This window comes from Nocardia sp. CA-119907 (assembly GCF_050955995.1).
Lineage (GTDB): Bacteria > Actinomycetota > Actinomycetes > Mycobacteriales > Mycobacteriaceae > Nocardia.
This window is the reverse complement of sequence record NZ_CP192091.1, coordinates 9,616,757-9,634,920: the sequence shown is the minus strand read 5'-3', so window position 1 is coordinate 9,634,920 and position 18,164 is coordinate 9,616,757. Positions and strand designations below refer to the sequence as shown.

General features: G+C 64.7%; 16 protein-coding genes. 7 read left to right on the top strand and 9 right to left on the bottom strand.

Going from position 1 to position 18,164, the window contains the following annotated elements; translation table 11 throughout:
- Positions 1-74: 74 nt before the first annotated feature.
- From ACQP2D_RS43285 to ACQP2D_RS43275, 3 genes are all read left to right on the top strand, one after another.
- Entirely contained in the window at positions 75-926 is an 852-nt protein-coding gene (locus tag ACQP2D_RS43285; protein ID WP_433681659.1) for a Scr1 family TA system antitoxin-like transcriptional regulator, read from the top strand.
- A gap of 10 nt (positions 927-936) precedes the next feature.
- Entirely contained in the window at positions 937-1,314 is a 378-nt protein-coding gene (locus tag ACQP2D_RS43280; protein ID WP_433681658.1) for a DUF397 domain-containing protein, read from the top strand.
- 69 nt (positions 1,315-1,383) lie between these two features.
- Entirely contained in the window at positions 1,384-3,411 is a 2,028-nt protein-coding gene (locus tag ACQP2D_RS43275) for a M13 family metallopeptidase (RefSeq protein WP_433685951.1), read from the top strand.
- 48 nt (positions 3,412-3,459) lie between these two features.
- On the opposite strand, the gene ACQP2D_RS43270 is transcribed toward ACQP2D_RS43275, so the two are convergent.
- The 8 genes from ACQP2D_RS43270 to ACQP2D_RS43235 all read right to left on the bottom strand — a co-directional run bounded on the left by ACQP2D_RS43270 (position 3,460) and on the right by ACQP2D_RS43235 (position 12,703).
- Positions 3,460-4,539, bottom strand: a complete 1,080-nt coding sequence (locus tag ACQP2D_RS43270) for an ABC transporter ATP-binding protein (RefSeq protein WP_433681657.1) — start codon at positions 4,537-4,539, stop codon at positions 3,460-3,462.
- Positions 4,540-4,605: 66 nt separating this feature from the next.
- Positions 4,606-5,934: an ABC transporter substrate-binding protein gene (locus ACQP2D_RS43265; protein ID WP_433681656.1), complete on the bottom strand. Its 1,329-nt coding sequence runs from the start codon at positions 5,932-5,934 to the stop codon at positions 4,606-4,608.
- Positions 5,935-5,993: 59 nt separating this feature from the next.
- Positions 5,994-6,785 (bottom strand): carbohydrate ABC transporter permease, encoded by a 792-nt coding sequence (locus tag ACQP2D_RS43260; protein ID WP_433685950.1) that lies wholly within the window; start codon positions 6,783-6,785, stop codon positions 5,994-5,996.
- 71 nt (positions 6,786-6,856) lie between these two features.
- The gene (locus ACQP2D_RS43255; protein ID WP_433681655.1) at positions 6,857-7,786 is read right to left on the bottom strand and encodes a carbohydrate ABC transporter permease; all 930 of its coding nucleotides are present in this window, start codon (positions 7,784-7,786) and stop codon (positions 6,857-6,859) included.
- Positions 7,787-8,121: 335 nt separating this feature from the next.
- Complete coding sequence (locus ACQP2D_RS43250; protein ID WP_433681654.1) at positions 8,122-9,021, bottom strand: L,D-transpeptidase; 900 nt, start codon at positions 9,019-9,021, stop codon at positions 8,122-8,124.
- A 401-nt stretch (positions 9,022-9,422) separates the two neighbouring features.
- A complete protein-coding gene (locus tag ACQP2D_RS43245; RefSeq protein ID WP_433681653.1) occupies positions 9,423-10,823 on the bottom strand; it encodes a cytochrome P450 in 1,401 nt (466 codons plus the stop codon).
- 16 nt (positions 10,824-10,839) lie between these two features.
- Positions 10,840-12,063 (bottom strand): serine hydrolase domain-containing protein, encoded by a 1,224-nt coding sequence (locus ACQP2D_RS43240; RefSeq protein ID WP_433685949.1) that lies wholly within the window; start codon positions 12,061-12,063, stop codon positions 10,840-10,842.
- Between the two features lie 85 nt (positions 12,064-12,148).
- Complete coding sequence (locus ACQP2D_RS43235) at positions 12,149-12,703, bottom strand: DUF6764 family protein (protein ID WP_433681652.1); 555 nt, start codon at positions 12,701-12,703, stop codon at positions 12,149-12,151.
- A gap of 258 nt (positions 12,704-12,961) precedes the next feature.
- On the opposite strand from ACQP2D_RS43235, the gene lppU reads away from it, so the two are divergent.
- Both lppU and ACQP2D_RS43225 read left to right on the top strand, forming a co-directional pair.
- Complete coding sequence (gene lppU / locus ACQP2D_RS43230; RefSeq protein ID WP_433681651.1) at positions 12,962-13,630, top strand: LppU family putative lipoprotein; 669 nt, start codon at positions 12,962-12,964, stop codon at positions 13,628-13,630.
- Between the two features lie 39 nt (positions 13,631-13,669).
- Positions 13,670-15,121 (top strand): MFS transporter, encoded by a 1,452-nt coding sequence (locus tag ACQP2D_RS43225; protein ID WP_433681650.1) that lies wholly within the window; start codon positions 13,670-13,672, stop codon positions 15,119-15,121.
- 48 nt (positions 15,122-15,169) lie between these two features.
- On the opposite strand, the gene ACQP2D_RS43220 is transcribed toward ACQP2D_RS43225, so the two are convergent.
- Positions 15,170-15,844: a S1 family peptidase gene (locus tag ACQP2D_RS43220; RefSeq protein ID WP_433685948.1), complete on the bottom strand. Its 675-nt coding sequence runs from the start codon at positions 15,842-15,844 to the stop codon at positions 15,170-15,172.
- Between the two features lie 632 nt (positions 15,845-16,476).
- Here ACQP2D_RS43220 and ACQP2D_RS43215 point away from each other — a divergent pair.
- Complete coding sequence (locus ACQP2D_RS43215; protein ID WP_433681649.1) at positions 16,477-17,295, top strand: MlaE family ABC transporter permease; 819 nt, start codon at positions 16,477-16,479, stop codon at positions 17,293-17,295.
- A 4-nt stretch (positions 17,296-17,299) separates the two neighbouring features.
- Positions 17,300-18,163: an ABC transporter permease gene (locus ACQP2D_RS43210; RefSeq protein WP_433681648.1), complete on the top strand. Its 864-nt coding sequence runs from the start codon at positions 17,300-17,302 to the stop codon at positions 18,161-18,163.
- Position 18,164 lies beyond the last annotated feature (1 nt).

Below are 18,164 nucleotides of genomic sequence, written 5' to 3'. Positions count from 1 at the left end.
TCGACCATAGACTGGCACAACTGGGATGACAATAGTCACACGCCGAGAAATTCTCCGGCGTAGCATCCTTAGCCATGGCACCCGTTTCCCCCACAGTTGCTCGATGGGAACTGGTGCTGCGTCTGCGGGAATTGCGCGAGCAGCGCGGCTTCGATTCCGCCACTTTCGCCAAGCGGGTCGGCTTCACCCCGGCCAACTGGTCCCACGTCGAGAAGGGGCGACGAGTCCTCACCACCAACTCCATCGGACCGGTACTCGAACTGCTCGAGGTGGACGCCGAGGAGCGCGAGGAGTTGCTTGCACTGCTCGAGGAGAGCAAACAACGCGGTTGGTGGGCCAAATCGTCGGCCCTGATCGGGCCGGAACTGCAGCGGCTATACGGCATGGAATTCGGCGCGCAGAGCATTCGCAGCTATGACAGTCTGGTGTTTCCCGGACTGTTGCAGACCGAGGATTACGCTCGCGCACTCATCCGTGCTGACGTAATGATCCGTCCGGTACAGGTCGAGCAACTGGTAGCCATCCGGATGCGTCGCCAGGATCGGCTGCGCGGTAAGGGGGCGGTCGAGTTGACCGCGGTCGTCGGCGAGGGCACCCTGCTGCAGCAGACCGGCGGTCCGGAGGTACTGCGCGGACAGCTGGAATATCTGGCGAAGTTGATCGAGCAACTCGACAATATCGAGGTGCGGGTCATCCCGTTCGCTGCCAAGGCGGGTGCCGTGCTGGGCGGTTCCAGCTTCCACCTGATCGACTTCGCCGGCGAACAGCTGCCGACCTTCGCCTGGGCCGAGAGCGCCGTCTTCGGCGGGGCGGTCGACGATCCGGAACAGGTACGCGATTTGAGCTTCGCTTATGTTCGCGCGCTGGAGCAGTCGTTGACTCGTGACGAGTCATTGGCCCTGATCAGCCGCTATGCACGAGTGTAAAATCCTGCCCATGGCCACCACCGCTACCCTCCGGTCGGTTTTCACTGACTGGTTCACGTCGACTCGATCGAACAACGGCAATCAATGCGTCGAGGTCCGGTTCGATGGTGACGCGGTGCTCATCCGTGACAGCAAATACCGCCGCAACCCGGCCAACCGCCCCGCCGAAGAGCCCATCATCACCGTTACCGCGAGCCTTTGGACCTCGTTCATCAACCTCCTCAACAGCGGGCGATCGCACAACGAGTTGATCGCGCACACTCTCGCCGACGGCAGCGCCACCGTGCGCCACGGCGACATCACTCTCACCTATACCCCTGAAGAGTGGGATGCCTTCGTCGCCGGAGCGCGCGACGGCGAATTCGACCGCATCATCCTGCCCGCCTGACCGTTCCTCCCCGGCCGTCCGCGCGGCCGGGGCAAACCACGGCGACGGCATTCTCGCCACCTCGGCATACTGGAGATCGTGACTTCCGATCTGAGCAGTCCCTCCGGTATCGATCTGTCCTACCTCGACCAAGCCGTTCGGGTGCAAGACGACCTGTTCGCGCATGTCAACGGCGCTTGGCTGGATACCCACCAGATACCCGCGGACCGCGCGGTCGACGGTGCCTTCCGGGCGCTGTACGACCAGGCGGAACTGGATGTCCAGGCGATCATCCAGAACACGGCTGGCTCATCGGCCGAGCACGGCACTGACGCGCGCAAGATCGGTGATCTGTATTCGAGCTTCATGGACACCGGCACGGTGGCCTCGCTCGGACTCGCGCCCATCGCGGGTGAACTCACCGAGATCCGCGAGATCGCCGATCGCGGCGCCTTCGCCGCGCTGCTCGGCCGGTTGCAGCGCACGGGCGTCGGCGGCGCGCTCGGTGTGTACGTCGACACCGACGATAAGAACTCCAACCGGTATCTCGCGCACGCCACCCAGTCCGGGATCGGGCTGCCCGACGAGTCCTATTACCGGCAGGACGAATTCGCCGCGATCCGCGCCGAGTACATCGCGCATATCGGGCGGATGTTCGCCCTGGCCGCGGCGGAACCGCAGATCGCCGCGCTGCTGCCGGAGGATCTGGCGACGGTCGGGCAACGGGTGTTCGAACTGGAGCGCAAACTCGCGGCCGGGCACTGGGATGTGGTGCGCCGTCGCGATGCCGAACTGAGCTACAACCTCACCACCTACGACGCGCTGGCCGCGGAGAACCCGGAATTCGATTGGCATGCCTGGACTTCCGCGCTCGCCGAGGGCGTGTCGAAGTCCGGACCCGAGCTGTTCGCCGAAGTGGTTGTGCGCCAACCGGACTACGTGCGCACCTTCGCCCAGACCTGGGCCGCCGAATCGCTGGCCGACTGGCAGGCATGGGCGACGTGGCGGCTGTTGCGTTCGCGCGCGGCCTATCTCACCGATCCCATGGTCGAGGAGAACTTCGACTTCTACGGCCGCACCCTCACCGGGGCGCAGGAGAACCGGGAACGCTGGAAGCGCGGTGTTTCGCTGGTGCAGGATCTGCTCGGTGAGGCGGTCGGAAAGCTGTATGTGGCCGAACACTTCCCGCCCGAGGCCAAGGCGCGGATGATCGAGCTGGTCGCGAATCTGCGGGAGGCCTACCGTCGCAATATCGCCGATCTGGACTGGATGGGCCCCGAGACCAGGGCCGCGGCACTGGCCAAACTGGAGAAGTTCACCCCCAAGATCGGCTACCCGGACAAGTGGCGCGACTATTCCGCCATCGTGATCGTGCCGACCGATCTGGTCGGCAACTACCGCCGCGGCTACGCCGCCGAACACGACCGGGATCTGAACAAGCTAGGCGGACCGGTCGACCGCGGCGAATGGTTCATGACCCCGCAGACGGTGAACGCCTACTACAACCCGGGCATGAACGAAATCGTGTTCCCCGCGGCCATTCTGCGGCCGCCGTTCTTCGATATGCACGCCGACGCCGCCGCCAACTACGGTGGCATCGGTGCGGTGATCGGCCACGAAATCGGGCACGGCTTCGACGATCAGGGCGCCAAATACGACGGCGACGGCAATATGGTCGACTGGTGGACCGATGCCGACCGCGCCGAATTCGGTAAGCGCACAAAGGCCTTGATCGATCAGTACAGTGTGCTGTCGCCCAAGGCGCTGTCCGATGACCACACCGTCAACGGCGAGTTCACCATCGGCGAGAATATCGGCGACCTCGGTGGTCTCTCCATCGCTTTGGCCGCGTACCAGATCGCCCTCGAAGGCGCGCAGCCGCCGGTGCTCGACGGCCTGACCGGCTTGCAACGCGTCTTCTACGGCTGGGCCCAGGTCTGGCGCACCAAGGCCCGCGACGAGGAGGCCATCCGTCGTCTGGCCACCGACCCCCACTCCCCGCCGGAATTCCGCTGCAATGCGGTGGTTCGCAATATCGACAGCTTCCACGAGGCTTTCGATGTGCAGCCCGGCGACGAGCTGTATCTGGAGCCCGCGCAGCGCGTCAAGATCTGGTGAGCATCCGACTGCCGGGTCGCCGCTCACGGCGGCCCGGCAGGCCGGGCTTCAGCGCAGGCGTTCCTCGGATTCGGCGTCGAAGAAGAAGACCTCGTCGAGTTTGGGGCGCAGGCGCAGGCGGTCGCCGAGCGCCACTTGGAAGCGGCGGTCCACCCGGGCGACCACCTTGCCGGAGCGGCTGTTCCATTCATCGGTGACGCCGTGGCTGTAGATGAACGATTCCGCGCCGAGCTCTTCGAGGAGTTCGGCGGCCACGGCGAGGCTGTTGTCCGTATCGGTGGTGGCTTCCCAGGATTCCGGACGGATGCCGACAATGACCCGTTCGCCGGTTGCGGTGCGGGGCAGGGGAATGCGCAGCTCACCCAGGACGGCGGCACCGTCGCGGACCGGGGCGTCGAGCAGGTTCATCCCGGGTGAGCCGATGAAGCCCGCGACGAAGGTGTTCACCGGATTGTCGTAGAGCTCGCGGGGTTTGGCGATCTGCTGGAGTTTGCCGTCGCGCAGCACCGCGACGCGGTCACCCATGGTCATGGCCTCGACCTGGTCGTGGGTGACGTAGACGGTGGTGGTGCCGAGCCGCTTCTGCAGTGCGGCGATTTGGGAGCGGGTGCTCACCCGCAGTTTGGCGTCCAGGTTGGACAGCGGTTCGTCCATACAGAAGACCTGTGGGCGGCGCACGATGGCACGACCCATCGCGACGCGCTGGCGCTGTCCACCGGAGAGCTTCGCCGGTTTGCGGTCGAGCAGATGCTCGAGTTCGAGCATTTTCGCCGCTTCCTGGACGCGAACCGCGGTGTCCGCCTTGTTCATTCCGGCATTGCGCAGCGCGAAGCCCATATTCTGCGCGACGGTCATATTCGGGTAGAGCGCATAGCTCTGGAACACCATCGCCACATCGCGGGCGCGCGGCGGCAGCCCGGTGACATCCTTGCCGCCGATCAGAATCCGACCCGCCTCGACCGATTCCAGTCCGGCCAGCATGCGCAGGCTGGTCGATTTGCCGCAGCCCGATGGGCCGACGAGGACGATGAATTCCCCGTCGGCGATATCGAGCTCCAGGCTGTCGACAGCAGGCGTCGGCGCACCGGGATACAGATGCGTCACCCCGTCGAAGTGCACTGTTGCCATGCTGTCACTCCCTGTGTCGGATTCGCGGCGCGCCCGGGCCGGATGCGCGCCGCGGTTGGTCGGTACTTACTTGGGCAGCTTCGGCGTGATCTGTCGATCGATAATGGCCTGTAGTTGGCTGGCCACATTGGCGAAAGCCGTTGCCGGATCGGCGTTCTGCAGACCGATCTGCTCCAGCCCGGTGCCGATGATCTGGTCGCCGCCGGGCACGAATACCCGTGCGTAGTCCTGCGATTTGGTCACCGCGAGCTGCTCGATGGCCACCTTCGACTTCGGATTCTTGGTGAGGAAGTCGACCTCGCTCGGATCGGTCACCGCCGACTTGCGCACCGGCATATATCCGGTGCCCTGCGAGAAGTACGCGGTATTGGCCGCATTGGTGATGAACTCGATGAACTCGAGCGCATTCACCTTCCGCTGATCCGAGATGCGCGATGGAATCGCCAGGCCAGCACCGCCGGTGGTGACGCCCGGTCCGTTGGGGTGCGGCAGGAATGCGGTGCCGAACTCCAGCTTGCCCTCGGCGTTCTTCTGGATGCCCTTCAGATCGCCGGTGGAGGCGATGGTCGAGGCGATGACACCGGTGCCGAAGTCGACGGCGATCTGCGGTTTGATGCCCGCGTACTTCTTGGTGTGGATCATATCGCGCAGGAACTGGCCCGCCGCAATGGTTTTGGGGTCGGTGAACTTCAGCGTCCACTGATCGGAGTAGGCGCCGCCGAAGGTCCAGTTCGGCCCCTGGAAGGTCCAGGCCAGGTAGTTCTTGGCATCACCCCAGCCGTGTGCGAGCTTGCCGTCACCGACCACCGACTGGATCTTCGGGCCCCACTCGTCGAATTCCTGCCAGCTCTGCGGGCCGCGGTCGGGCAGACCGGCCTTCGCCCATACGTCCTTGTTGTAGTAGAACAGCGGTGTCGAGCGCGAATACGGCAGCGCGTAGTGCTTACCGTTGAACACATAGTCCGCGGCCAGCGAATCGACATAGTCGGCCAGCTGCACCCCGGCCTCGGCGAAGTGTCCGTCCAGCGGCTCGATGGTGCCGTTGAGCGCGTAGTTGAACCACCAGACATCCGAGAGCACAACGACATCGGGCAGTTCCCCGCCGGACAGCGCCGCATTGAACTTCTGCGACACCTCCTCGTAGTTCTTGCCCGCGTCGACCAGAACGACCTTCAGGTCCGGATATTTCGCCTGGAACCGGTTGATCAGCTCGGTCTCGAGGTCCTTGGAGGTGCCAGGGTGATTCGACCAGAAGGTGATGGTGTTGGCGTCACCGGACTGCTTGCCGCCACCGCCGCTGCCCGCACACGCGGTCAAGGCGGTACCCGCGGCGAGCGCACCGGCCAGTCCGATGAATCCGCGCCGCGACAGTGCGGGGAACTGTGAAGTGGACACTGGTTTCTCCTAGTTGGTTCCGTATCGCGTAGCGATTCCTCGAAGGGCGGCGGGTGGACTCAACCTTTGACCGCACCCGAGGTGAGGCCCTTGATCATGTGGCGCTGCAGCAGCAGGAATACGACGAGAATCGGCAGCATGGTCAGCAGCGTGCCCGCCATCACCGGTCCCCAGTTGGTGACGCTCGGATTCTCGGTGTTCTGCAACAGAGTGAGGCCGACCGGCAGGGTGGCGACCCTGGTGTCATCCGCCATCAAGAACGGCCAGAGGTATTCGTTCCACTCGTTGACCAGCGTGACCACCGCGAAGGCCACCATGGTCGGTCCGGACATGGGCAGCACCACCCTGGTGAGCAGCCGCCACCAATTGGCACCGTCCATCCGCGCCGCCTCGATCACTTCCGAGGGCAGCGAGAGAAAGTGGTTGCGCATCAGGAAGGTGCCGAAGGCCACCCCGCAGAGCGGAACGATGATGCCCTGGAAGGTATTTCGCCAGCCCAATTGCGCGATCAGGGCGTAGTTGGAGATCACCGTGATCTGGTTGGGCACCATCAGCGCCGCGATGATCACCAGGAACACCACGGTCTTGCCGGGAAAACGCAGGAACACCAGGCCGTACGCGCTGAACACCCCGAGTACGAACTTCACCAGCGCGACGATCCCGGTGACGATCAGCGAATTGCGCAGGAATGTCCAGAACGGCAGCGCGGTGGTGGCCTCCTCGTAGTTCTCCGGATGCCAGCTGTGCGGCCAGTACACCGCGGGCTGGGTGTAGATATCCGGACGCGTCTTGAACGAGGTGATGAAGATCCAGAACAGCGGAACGCCGACGATGATCAGTACGCACACCATCGCGGCGTAGCCGAGCAGGGTGACCGCGCGCTGTCGGCGCCGATACGAAAGTGTCTCGATACCAGCGTGTTTCACTGCTCGCCCCGATCCATGATGCGCACCTGCACCAGCGTGATGACCAGCAGCACGAGGAACATGATGGTGGCCACCGTCGCGCCGTATCCGGCCCGGAAGTTGCGGAAGGACTCCTGGTAGACCTGGTAGACCATGGTCGTGGTGCCGGTGCCCAGCGGTCCGCCGCGCGTCATCACATTGATGATGTCGAAGACCTGCAGCGAGTTCAGCAGCACCGTGATGGACAGGAAGAATGTCGTCGGGCGCAGTTGCGGCAACAGCACTTTGGTGAAGGTGGTCCAGCGGCTCGCGCCGTCCATTTCGGCCGCTTCCATCAGATCGGCGCGAGTGCCCTGCAGTGCGGCCAGATAAATGACGAAGGTGTAGCCCAGGTTCTTCCAGATATAGGTGACCGTCACCATGAACAGTGCCCAGTGCGGATCCTGGTAGAAGTCGGGCACCTTGTCGACGCCGATGCGCTGCAGCACATCCTGGACCAGTCCGAAGCTGGGATCGAAGATGAACTGGAACGCCACACCGATGGCCGCGCCGGAGATGACGAACGGCGCGAAGATGGCCGAGCGGACCACATTGCGCCCGAACAGCTTACGGTCGAGCAGCAGGGCGAGTGCCAGGCCGAGCACCATGCTCCCCACCACCGCGGCCAGGGTGAACACCACCGTGTTGGTGACGATCTGCCACGAATCGTCCCTGCGCCACCACTCTTCGTAGTTCGCGAACCCGATGTAGTTGACGAACGTATCGGAGATATTGAAGTCGGTGAACGAGAGCCGGATATTGTCGGCCAGCGGGCGGTAGACGAACAGCGTCAGCAGCGCCAGATTCGGCCCGAGCAGCACCAGGAACAGCGCATAGTCCTGCCACGGCCGGTGGCGCAGTCCACGCCCCCGCGGCTGCGGCAGCACTCGTTCCGGCCTGGTTCGCACCGCCGCGACTTTACGTCGCGCAGCAAACAGCCGGTTAATGCCGAGCGCCGACCCGCTGAACTTCTCGCGCGCTCCCCGAACCTGGTGCCGGTTGTGCGGTGGCGCGAATGTTTCGTCGCGGGCCGACGGTCGTGTCGGCGGCTGGAATCTGGGCGTACCCGGCGAGTTACCCATGTTCTCCCGAAATCAGTTGTAGCGTTGCGCCACTCGGGAGGTTATCCGGCAACTGGTCTGTCGTCCGGAAAATCCGGAACACCATCTGCTGAACAAAAAGAACTCAGCCCAGGCCGCTTGTGCCTGGGCTGAGTCGGGCTCGGGAGCGTCCGGGTCGGGGCTCAGTCGTTCCAGTCGCCGTAGCCGTCACGCACGTTCAGCGTGCCGCCGTTGGTGTTCTCGACGATGACCGGATCGCCCTTCTTCGCGTTCTCGAAGAACCACTTGGCGTTCTCGGTGCTGACGTTCAGGCAGCCATGGCTGGCATTCGAAACGCCTTGCTGCGCAACCGACCACGGCGCCGCGTGCACGAAGATGCCGCTGTTGGAGATCCGGGTGGCGTACTCGACCTCGACCTTGTAGCCCTCGGGATCGGTGGTCGGCACACCGTAGGTGGACGAATCCATGGTCATCTTGCGCAGCTGTTCGCCGACGAAGTAGGTGCCGTTCGGGGTCTCGTGCTTGGTCTTACCCATCGAGGTCGGCATGGTCATGATCTCCTCGCCATTGCGAGTGATCGTGATGGTGTGGGTGGTGTCGTCGGCGGTGGTGATGAATGCGTCGCCGATCCGATAGGCGGTACGGGTGCCGCCCGCCTCGACGGTCACATCGGTATCGGCGGGCCAGAACTCGTTCGGCCGCCAGCGCACCTGCTTGTCGCTGAACCAGTAGAAGTGTCCGGGCGCCGGATTCGAGGAGGTGATCTTGATGGCCTGCTCGGCGGTGGCGTGATCGGTCACCGGTTCCTTGAAGTTGATGATGATCGGCTGCGCGACGCCGACGGTCTCACCGTCGCCTGGGCTGATGGCCGGCGGCGCGAAATTCGCCTGGACGCCCGGATCGGTGGTGGGCGAGGTCGACGAACCCGAGCCGAAGCCGAGCGGATCGGCCTGTGCGGGCGCGACAGCGGTGACACCGATCGTGGCGATCGCCGCCGACAATAGGACGCCCTGCCGGAGTCGGCGGGCTAGCGCTCCGCGACGAGGAGCAGTCGACGTCCCGGTGTTCAAAGCGGCATGCATAGGTTTCTCGTCCAATCCATCTCTCGTCGACGCCGGTGGCGCAGCGAGATCTCTCATAGCTGTGGTGCGCGCATGGTGGTCCCACGAAGATCGATGTGGAATCCGCCGCGCATACGCCCACGGAAAAACGGCGCGGGGAACATGGAGCACCCCACGGGTATTTATGACGCAACCCGACCCTGACGTCCTTCCTACCGTCCCGAGGCGGTCCGAAGCCAGTGGTGTTTCGGATTAATTCGGTTCGAGCATCAAATGTGGCGTAGGACACATATGCCGTTGTGGGTCACCATCTTTCGTGATAACTGCCGGTCACGACGGTGAATGTCGATGCATTCGAAGGGCGGATCGCCGGCAGTCTCGCGGGATTTGTCAAACTTCTTCGTGACATAAATCACGAATGCTCACGCCACGATTTCGAACGGAATCGACCGATGCGGACCCGTCGCGATGTTGTGTGGCACCGATAGCGGCGCCCGCCCCCGCGCATACCGCGGCGTGAGCCGCAGCCGCACCCGGCCCAGGACCGTGGCCAGCGCGATCCGCAGTTCGTAGTCGGCCAGCGACGCCCCGACACACCGCCGATGTCCGCCGCCGAACGGCGCGAATTCGAACGGCCGGTACCTGCGGTCGAGGAATCGCTCCGGCCGGAACCGCTGCGGATCCGACCACACCGCGGGGTCGGAGTGCAGCAGCGGTACCGCGACCCCCATCGTCTCGCCTGCCGCGAGCGCGACGCCACGCAGTGTGAACGGCGCGGTCAGCCTGCGCAGGACGATCGGCACCGCGGGATGCAGCCGCAGCGTTTCCTGACAGACGGCGTCCAGATACGGCAGACCGGCCAGTTCGAGCGGAGTCGCATCGGGGCCGGCCGCCCGCAGCTCGGCGCGCAGGCGATCCAGCGCCGCGGGTTCTCGATGCACATGGAACAGCGCCCACACCAGGGTCGTCGCGGTGGTCTCGTGCCCGGCGACGAGCAGGGTGCGCAATTGCTCGCACAGCTCGGCATCGGAGATCGCGGTGCCGTCGTCATAGCTGGTCGTGAGCAGCATGTCGAGAATGTCCGTGCGCACCGCGCGGCCGTCGGCCGCTGCACGTCGGCGCTCGATATCGGTCAGGATCAGCTCGTCGAGCCGTTCACGCGCCACCCGGAACCGGTCCCACGGCGCATGGCCGAACACTCCGCGGCGCAGGGCGGGCACCAGCATCAGCGGTCCGGAGAAGGCGGTGAGGAATTCCGCGACGGCGGTGGTGTATTCGGCGCGCCGCTGGTGGCTGTCCACTCCGAATACCGCCTCCAGAATGACCCGCAGTGTGATCGCCCTGGCCGCTGCGCGCGAGTCGATGCGGGTGCCCGGTAGCCAGGCGGGGCGGGATTCGCTTGTGCTGCCGGACATTTCGTCTATGACAGAGTCGCGGATGAGCTCGCCGTAGGCGCGGATCCGGGCGCTGTGGAAGGCGGGCACGAGCAGTGCCCGATCGAGCCGGTGTCGTTCACCGGCGGCCAGAATCAGCGAGGCGGTGCCGACCAGCGGTTCGATCGGATTCGGCCGTGGCGGTTCCAGCAGTTCGATCGGCGCGCGAAAGATTTCGCGGGCGCCGATGGCGGTTCCGGTGAACAGCACCGCGCCGAAGCCGGGAAACCGAACATAGAACGGATCCCCCTCGTTGCCACGTCGCCACCGGAAGTACCGCTCGAAATCGATGCCAGCGGCCAGCGCGTGCGCGAGGACCATCCGGGGTGCGCGCGGCGTCGAATGTGCGCCGTCCAGCGCCGTTTCGGGTGGTGCGTCCGCCTGCTCCATATCTATAGCAACGAATTCACCGCTCGCCCGGTTCGACCGCCCTCTCCGGTTTCGCCCTGCGCGCGATGTGGCTGGCAATGGCGGCCAGGCGCGCCAGGCGGGCGTCCCCGAGCGCGGTCACCGCATTGCCGAGGCGATTGGTGACGAAGGCGATGGACATGCCGAGATCCGGATCGGCATAGGCACCCGAACCACCGAGACCATAGTGGCCGAAGGCATTTCGCGGCTGCTGCTTGGACATCACCACCGGTCGGTGATAGCCGAGGGTGAATTTCAGCGGCAGCCCGAGCACATAGTCGCGGCTGTCGGCCCGCTGCGTCTGGTTGATGAGCTCGATCGTCTCCGGTTTCAGCAATTGCACCGCGCGGATGCCCGGTCCACCGCGTCCCGGAGCCAAGGCCTCGACCCGGCCACCATTGGCAAGCGCCCCATACATCCTGGCCAGTGCGCGCGCCGAGAAGACGCCGTTCCAGCCCGGCATCACCACATCGTGCACGCGCGGATCGCGGACCAATTCGTCGAAATTCTCCGGCATACCCGCCTCGGCGAGCCCGCGCACCGGCCGCACCCAGGACAGCACCGATGACGCGGTATTCCAACGGATTCCGGGCGGGCTCAGATGCGGAAAGATCTTGGCGATCCGGTAGCGCTCGGATGCCGGTACCTGGAACCAGAATTCGTCATAGCCGAGTGGCTCCGCGATCTCGCGCCGCACCAGATCGGTGAACCGATCACCTGTAGCGCGCTGCACGATCTCGGCCACCAGCCAGCCGAAGGTGATGGCGTGATAGCCGGAGGTGCGGATCCGCCGCGGATCGGCCGGGCTCTCGGCCAGTGCCGCGACGACGGCGTCGTAGTCGAGGATGCCCTCGCGGCCGGGGACCAGACCGCGGACCCGATGCAGTCCGGCGCGGTGCGAGAGCACATCGCGCACGGTGATGTCATCCTTGCCGTGCGCGCCGAACTCCGGCCAATACGTCGCGACCGGGCTGGCGTAGTCGATCAGCCCCCGCTCGGCCAGCCGGTGCACCACGGTCGTCGCGACGCCCTTGCCGGTGGAGAAGGTGAGTGCCACGTTGTCGCCGTTCCAGCGGCGATCCTTGGCCGCCCAGCCCGCCCAGATATCGACGACGGGCCGACCGTCGAGATAGATGGCGAGGGCGCCGCCACCGCGCGCAGGCTGGGTGAACATGCCGAAGAAATGGTCGGCGAGTCGGACGAATCTCGGGTCGACGAGCATTTCCCGTGGCGTGCCCGGCCGCCGGTCCGGTGCCGGGATGGCAGAAACCACGGTCGCACCTCCTGCTGGTCAGCGGGCCGAAATATCAGCCTAGCTCGGATTTCGGGGTTTGCCAGCGCCCGAAAGGCGTGGTCAGACAGGTCGTGCCGGTCGCCGAATTCCAGGCGAAGGCCGCCGTGCCGAGGCACACCACCGAACTGTCGGCGGTCGAGACCTGGGCGCGCGAGCCTTCGAAGGCGATCGATATCGCGAACAGCGGTATGGCGGCCTGGGACTTGCCGATGTCGGAATCGGTTGCCGCAGCGGTGATCGTGGTCAGCGCGACCGCGTCCGGGCCGTAGCCGAAGGCGATCGGGATTCCGCCGACCCCCTCGCTGGCACCGACCCCGCCCGCCGCGCCGACACCGAGTGCCGCCGCGCCGGCGGCGGCGTGCGCGTAGCCGACCCCGTCATATCCGGCCGACCGTGCCCGGCCGGAGGTTTCCGCCGCGGCCCGGCATGCGGTGTTTCCGTCGACCACGGTCACATCCGTACCGTTGTCGGACGCGCAATGCACATCGGTTGCTGATGCCACCGCGGGCAGTATGAGCGAGCTGCCGACCGCGGCGGTGGTGTAGGCGATTGCGCTGATCAGCTTCACGGACGGGCTCCTCTCACACCGGAATCCCCACCATACCCAGATCGGTTGCTGGCACACCGATTCCGCTGGTACGCCGCCTTACCGGGGTGATCGGCCGATGTCTCGGCCCGCATCGTGCGGCTGCGGTAGCGAAGCTGTCGACTCGACGCACGCGCGGTCGGTGGTGTATGCATTGCGTGGTATCTCACGCACTGCTAGATCAACTTCGGATTCCGACGGGGGTATGAGTTCGGAGCGTTACAGCCGGGAGGACTGTACGTGTCTCGTCAACTTATCTCGGGTCGCCTCGCGATGGCGGCCGTCGCCGCGGTCGCGGTGGTCGCCGCGCTCTCGCTCGCGGGCTGTGGCAATAAAATTAGCGGCACCGCCCAGCCAGCGATAGGGAACGGGACCATTGATGCGGTCTCGTCCACCAATACTCCGAAAACCTCAGGAGCCAGGCCCACTTCGGGTCGGCCGACGACCGGCGCCCGCCCGACCTCGGGCAAGCCGACCACGACCACCTCGGCGACCAAGGGTGGCAATACCGACTTCCAGGCCAATGTCGGTGATTGCGTAACCCTCGGCGGTACGACCGATAACGCCACCATCGCCAAGGCGTCGTGCGGCAGCCGGGCGTCGAACTACAAGGTGATCGGCAAGGCAGCGACCAGTTCGCAGTGTGTCGCCGACCGCGACTCCGCCTACTTCGAAACCCTCAACGGCACCCAGCAGGGCGCGATCTGCCTGGATATCGACTGGGTTGTCGGCGGCTGCATGGATATCAGCGGTGAGGACCCCAAGCGCATCGATTGCACCGAGCGCGTCAGCCAGGGTGTGAAGGTCACCAATATCCAACAGGGTGCCGACGATGCGAGCGTCTGCGGCAGCAACAGTGGGTTCGAGTACCCGACGCGGCACTTCGTGGTCTGCGTCCAGAATCTCTGACCCGACCGAAAACCGGCCCATGGAGGTTACGTTGGGCCGGTGAGTACGCAAGATTTACCGCGGTTGAGTTCGGCGACCGGCCGCTGGATTCTGCTGGCCACCATCCTCGGATCCTCGGTGGCCTCGCTGGACGCCACCGTCGTCAATATCGCGCTGCCGCGGATCGGTGAATCTCTCGATACCGATGTCGCCGGATTGCAGTGGACGCTCAATGGCTACACGCTGACCCTGGCCTCGTTCATCCTGCTCGGCGGTTCGCTCGGCGATCATCTCGGTCGCCGCAAGGTCTTCGTCTGGGGTGTCATCGGTTTCGCGCTGGCCTCGGTGCTCTGCGGTGTCGCGGTGAATATCGAGATGCTGGTGGGCGCGCGGATTCTGCAGGGGGTGGCGGGTGCGCTGCTCACACCGGGCAGCCTGGCCCTGATCTCCTCGTCCATCGATCAGCGCGATCAGGGTGCGGCGATCGGCCTGTGGTCCGGTTTCGGTGGTGTCGCCGGCGCGCTCGGGCCGTTCCTCGGCGGCTGGTTGATCGAGCTGGCGGGTTGGCAGTCCATCTTCTTCATCAATGTGCCGCTCGCGCTCGTCGTCGTGCTCGTCACGCTGAAGCAGGTGCCGGAGAGTCACGACCCGAATGCCGCTGCGCGACTGGATATTCCGGGCGCGGTGGTGGTCGCGCTGGCCTTGGGCGCGTTGACCTTCGGTCTGATCGACAAGATGGCGCTGCTGGTGGTCGCCGGTCTGCTGCTGCTCGCCGTCTTCGTGGTGATCGAACTGCGCAGCGATCATCCGCTGGTACCGCCGTCGCTGTTCGCCTCTCGGATCTTCACAGCGGCCAACTTCGTCACTCTCGCGGTCTACGCCGCCCTCGGCGGTGTCTTCTTCCTGCTGATCCTGCAGTTGCAGCTGGTGGCGGGGTATTCGCCGCTGATGTCGGGGGTGGCGACGGTCCCGGTGACGCTGATCATGTTGGCGCTCTCCGCGCCCGCGGGCCGCTGGGCGCAGGTGCACGGTGCGCGCCTTCCGATGACAGCCGGTCCGCTGCTCGCCGCGGCCGGACTGGTGCTACTGCTGCGCATCGGACCCGACGCCAGGTATCTGACCGATGTCCTGCCCGGCGTGCTCGTCTTCGGGCTCGGTCTGTCGGTGCTGGTCGCCCCGCTCACCGGTGCCGTACTCGGCGCGGTGCCGTCGAGTGAGGCCGGTATCGCCTCCGGTGTGAACAATGCCGTCGCCAGGACGGCCCAGCTGCTCGCCGTCGCCGCACTGCCCGGACTCGCCGGAATCTCCGGATCCCTCAGCGATCCGGTCGAATTCGACCGGGGCTTCGGCGTCGCGATGTGGATCTGTGTCGGCCTGCTGGTGACCGGGTCGCTGCTGGCCGCCGTACTGCTGCGGGCGCCACGGCACACACCGACGCTGGACAATGTCGACTGCATGCCACAGTGCGGGGTGGCGGGTCCGGCGCTGGCCCCACTCCATAAAACAGAGTGAGCGGGTCGTTCGACCCGCTCACTCGGCATTACTGATCCGGGCAGTCGGCTAGATCGGGTTGAAGCCGGCCCCGATGCTGCCGCGGGCATTGATGTCACCCATGATCGAGCTCATATTGGTGCCGACCTCGGGTCCGAAGCAGGCGATGGCGAGATAGGCGTTCACCATGCCGACCAGAGTGGTGCCGACGACGACCGGCGCGCCGGAATCACCCTCCACCACACACATCTGCGCCCAGGTCTCCATATTCGTGCCGAAGACATCGCCGTAGGCGAGGCCGCAGGTGTTGCCGGTGGTGCGGCCTTCCTTGCAGACGATCATCGGGAACTGGGCCGGGCCGCCGATCCCGGTGATGGTGACGTTGCCGATCCGGTTGACGGGGACCATCTTGGCCGGATCGAACTGGATGATGGCGTAATCGAGGTCGTGGTTGGAGTAGACGAACTTGCCGATCACGCCGGCGCCGCGGTCGGCCTCGGCCCACACCTGAGCGCCGGGGTCGCCGCAGTGTCCGGCGGTCAATCCGACCAGCCGGCCCCCGCCGTCGTAACCGACCGTCGTGACAGTGCATTCGAACTGATTATCGATGATGATTCCCGACCCACCGCCGACAACGGGCGGTCCCGGCGCGGCATCCGCGGTCCCTGACCCCGTTGCGACCAGCGCCGCACCGAGAGCTACGGCGAAGGCGGCGTTGGCCACCTTGGCGAGTTTGCTGAACATGTCCCTCCAGACGTCGGAAGTCCGCACGATATCAATCTGTCGCACCCATCGTGTCAGTATTCGGTTCCGGGCGCGTGTCGTATCTGTCGCGATCCGCTCGCGAGTCGCCTCAGAGGGTACGTGGCGATCGCTCGTGGGTCGCTCGAATGGATCTGCTCTTCGGTGTCGATCGCGGCGGCGAGGCCTCACTTTTCGACATTTCGGATGCAGCGTCTCATTCTGCGCAATAGCGAATCTCTATAACAGTGTGCATCAGAAAGCGCGCAATAGTGTTTCGGTTCTCTTCGAACGGTGATTGCGCGGGCCATTCCAATCGGCCTTTATTTTACATGAATATTATCCGCGCAAATAGTCGAACATGCCATATGCGGGGCAGATAGGGCCTGGTCGAACTGTAACTTGTTCTAGAAGTATCACGGTTAACTTTGGGACCGGTCCCAAGCGACGAGGCACTGCTCATAGCCTTTCTCCAACAGCGGCTTCGATCTATGACTGCAATCACACCGGGATGGTGTGTTCTGCGCTACTCCGTAGTAAGGTGCGTCAAGCAAACAAGTCGTCGGGGTTTGGTTACCGGCGTCGAGAGGGGTTAGCCAGTGCAGTCGACCAAGAGTCCACCAGCGCGGTCACGGATGAGTGACGCGGTCGATTGGACGAAGGCCTACTGGGAAGACCATCCGAAGCGTTCATTGGAGACCTTCGGCAGACAGATCTCGATGGGGTTCGCGGCAGTCGCGGAGTTGTTCATCGCAATATTCCGCCGCCGCTTTCCTTATCGGGAGTTCATCCGTCAGTGTGCCTTCATGTCGAGTGTCGCCGCGGCACCGACGCTACTGGTCGCCATCCCCATCGGCGTCATCGTCTCCATCCAGGTCGGCGCGGTCGCCAGCCAGGTCGGTGCTACCTCGTTCATCGGTGCGGCGAACGGCCTCGGCATCATCCAGCAGGGCGCACCGCTGGTCACCTCGCTGATGATCGCGGGCGCGGTCGGTTCGGCGATCACCGCCGATCTCGGTTCACGCACCATCCGCGAGGAGATCGACGCGATGCGGGTGATGGGAGTGGATCCGCTGCGCCGCTTGGTCGCGCCCCGGCTCGGCGCGGCCATGCTCGTCAGTGTGCTGCTCTGCGGCTTCGTCGTTTTCGTCGGATTCTTGACCGGCTACATTTTCAATATTTTCGCGCAGAACGGCACCCCGGGTTCCTATGTCGGCACCTTCTCCTCGTTCGCCGTCACCATCGATCTTCTTGTCGCACTGGTGAAATCGTTGATCTTCGGGTTGCTCGCGGCGATCATCGCCTGCGATACCGGACTCAATACCCGTGGCGGTCCCGGTGGTGTCGCCAACTCGGTGAACTCGGCGGTCGTCAGTTCCGCGATCATGTTGTTCGGCGTGAACTTGATCATCACCCAGATCTACAACGTTCTCCTCCCCCCACAGGTGGTCTGAGCCGGTGTCTTCAACCTACGTACCGCCGCTGCTGCGGCCACTTCAGCAAATAAAGAAGTCCGCGCAGGCCCCGGTGGACATGGTTGCGCGCCTGGGTCACCAGGTGTTCTTCTTCCTGCGGTCGGTGGGCTCGATCCCGTTGGCGCTGCGGCACTATCCGAAGGAAGTCTGGCGGCTGCTTTCGGATGTCACCTGGGGCAACGGCAGCCTGGTCGTCGGTGGCGGCACCATCGGCGTCATTCTCATCCTCAGCGCGTTCGGCGGGATGACGGTCGGCATCCAGGGCTACACCTCGCTGAATCTGCTCGGCCTCAGCCCGATCACCGGCGCCATCTCGGCATTCGCGACCACCAGGGAATTGGGGCCGCTGCTCGCGGCGCTGGCCTTCGCGGCACAGGCCGGATGTCGATTCACCGCCCAGCTCGGTGCCATGCGGATCTCCGAGGAGATCGACGCGCTCGAGTCGATCGCGATCCGGCCGCTGCCCTATCTGGTCAGCACCCGGATGTTCGCGGCGATGATCGCCATCGTCCCGCTCTACTGCCTCGGCCTGGCCATGGCCTACATCTCGTGCTCGCTCACGGTGCAGCTCATCGGCAACACCTCCAGCGGTACCTATGCGCACTACTTCTACCAGTTCCTGATTCCAGGAGATGTGCTCTACTCGCTGCTCAAAGCGATGGTGTTCGTCGCGATCACCACGTTCATCCAGTGCTACTACGGATTCTTCGCCTCGGGCGGTCCGGAGGGTGTGGGTGTCGCGGCCGGTCGGGCCATCAAGATGTGCATCATTGTCGTGGTATTCGCTGACCTGTTCATGACATTGGCGATCTGGGGCGTCAATCCCGGCATCCGGATCTCGGGGTAGG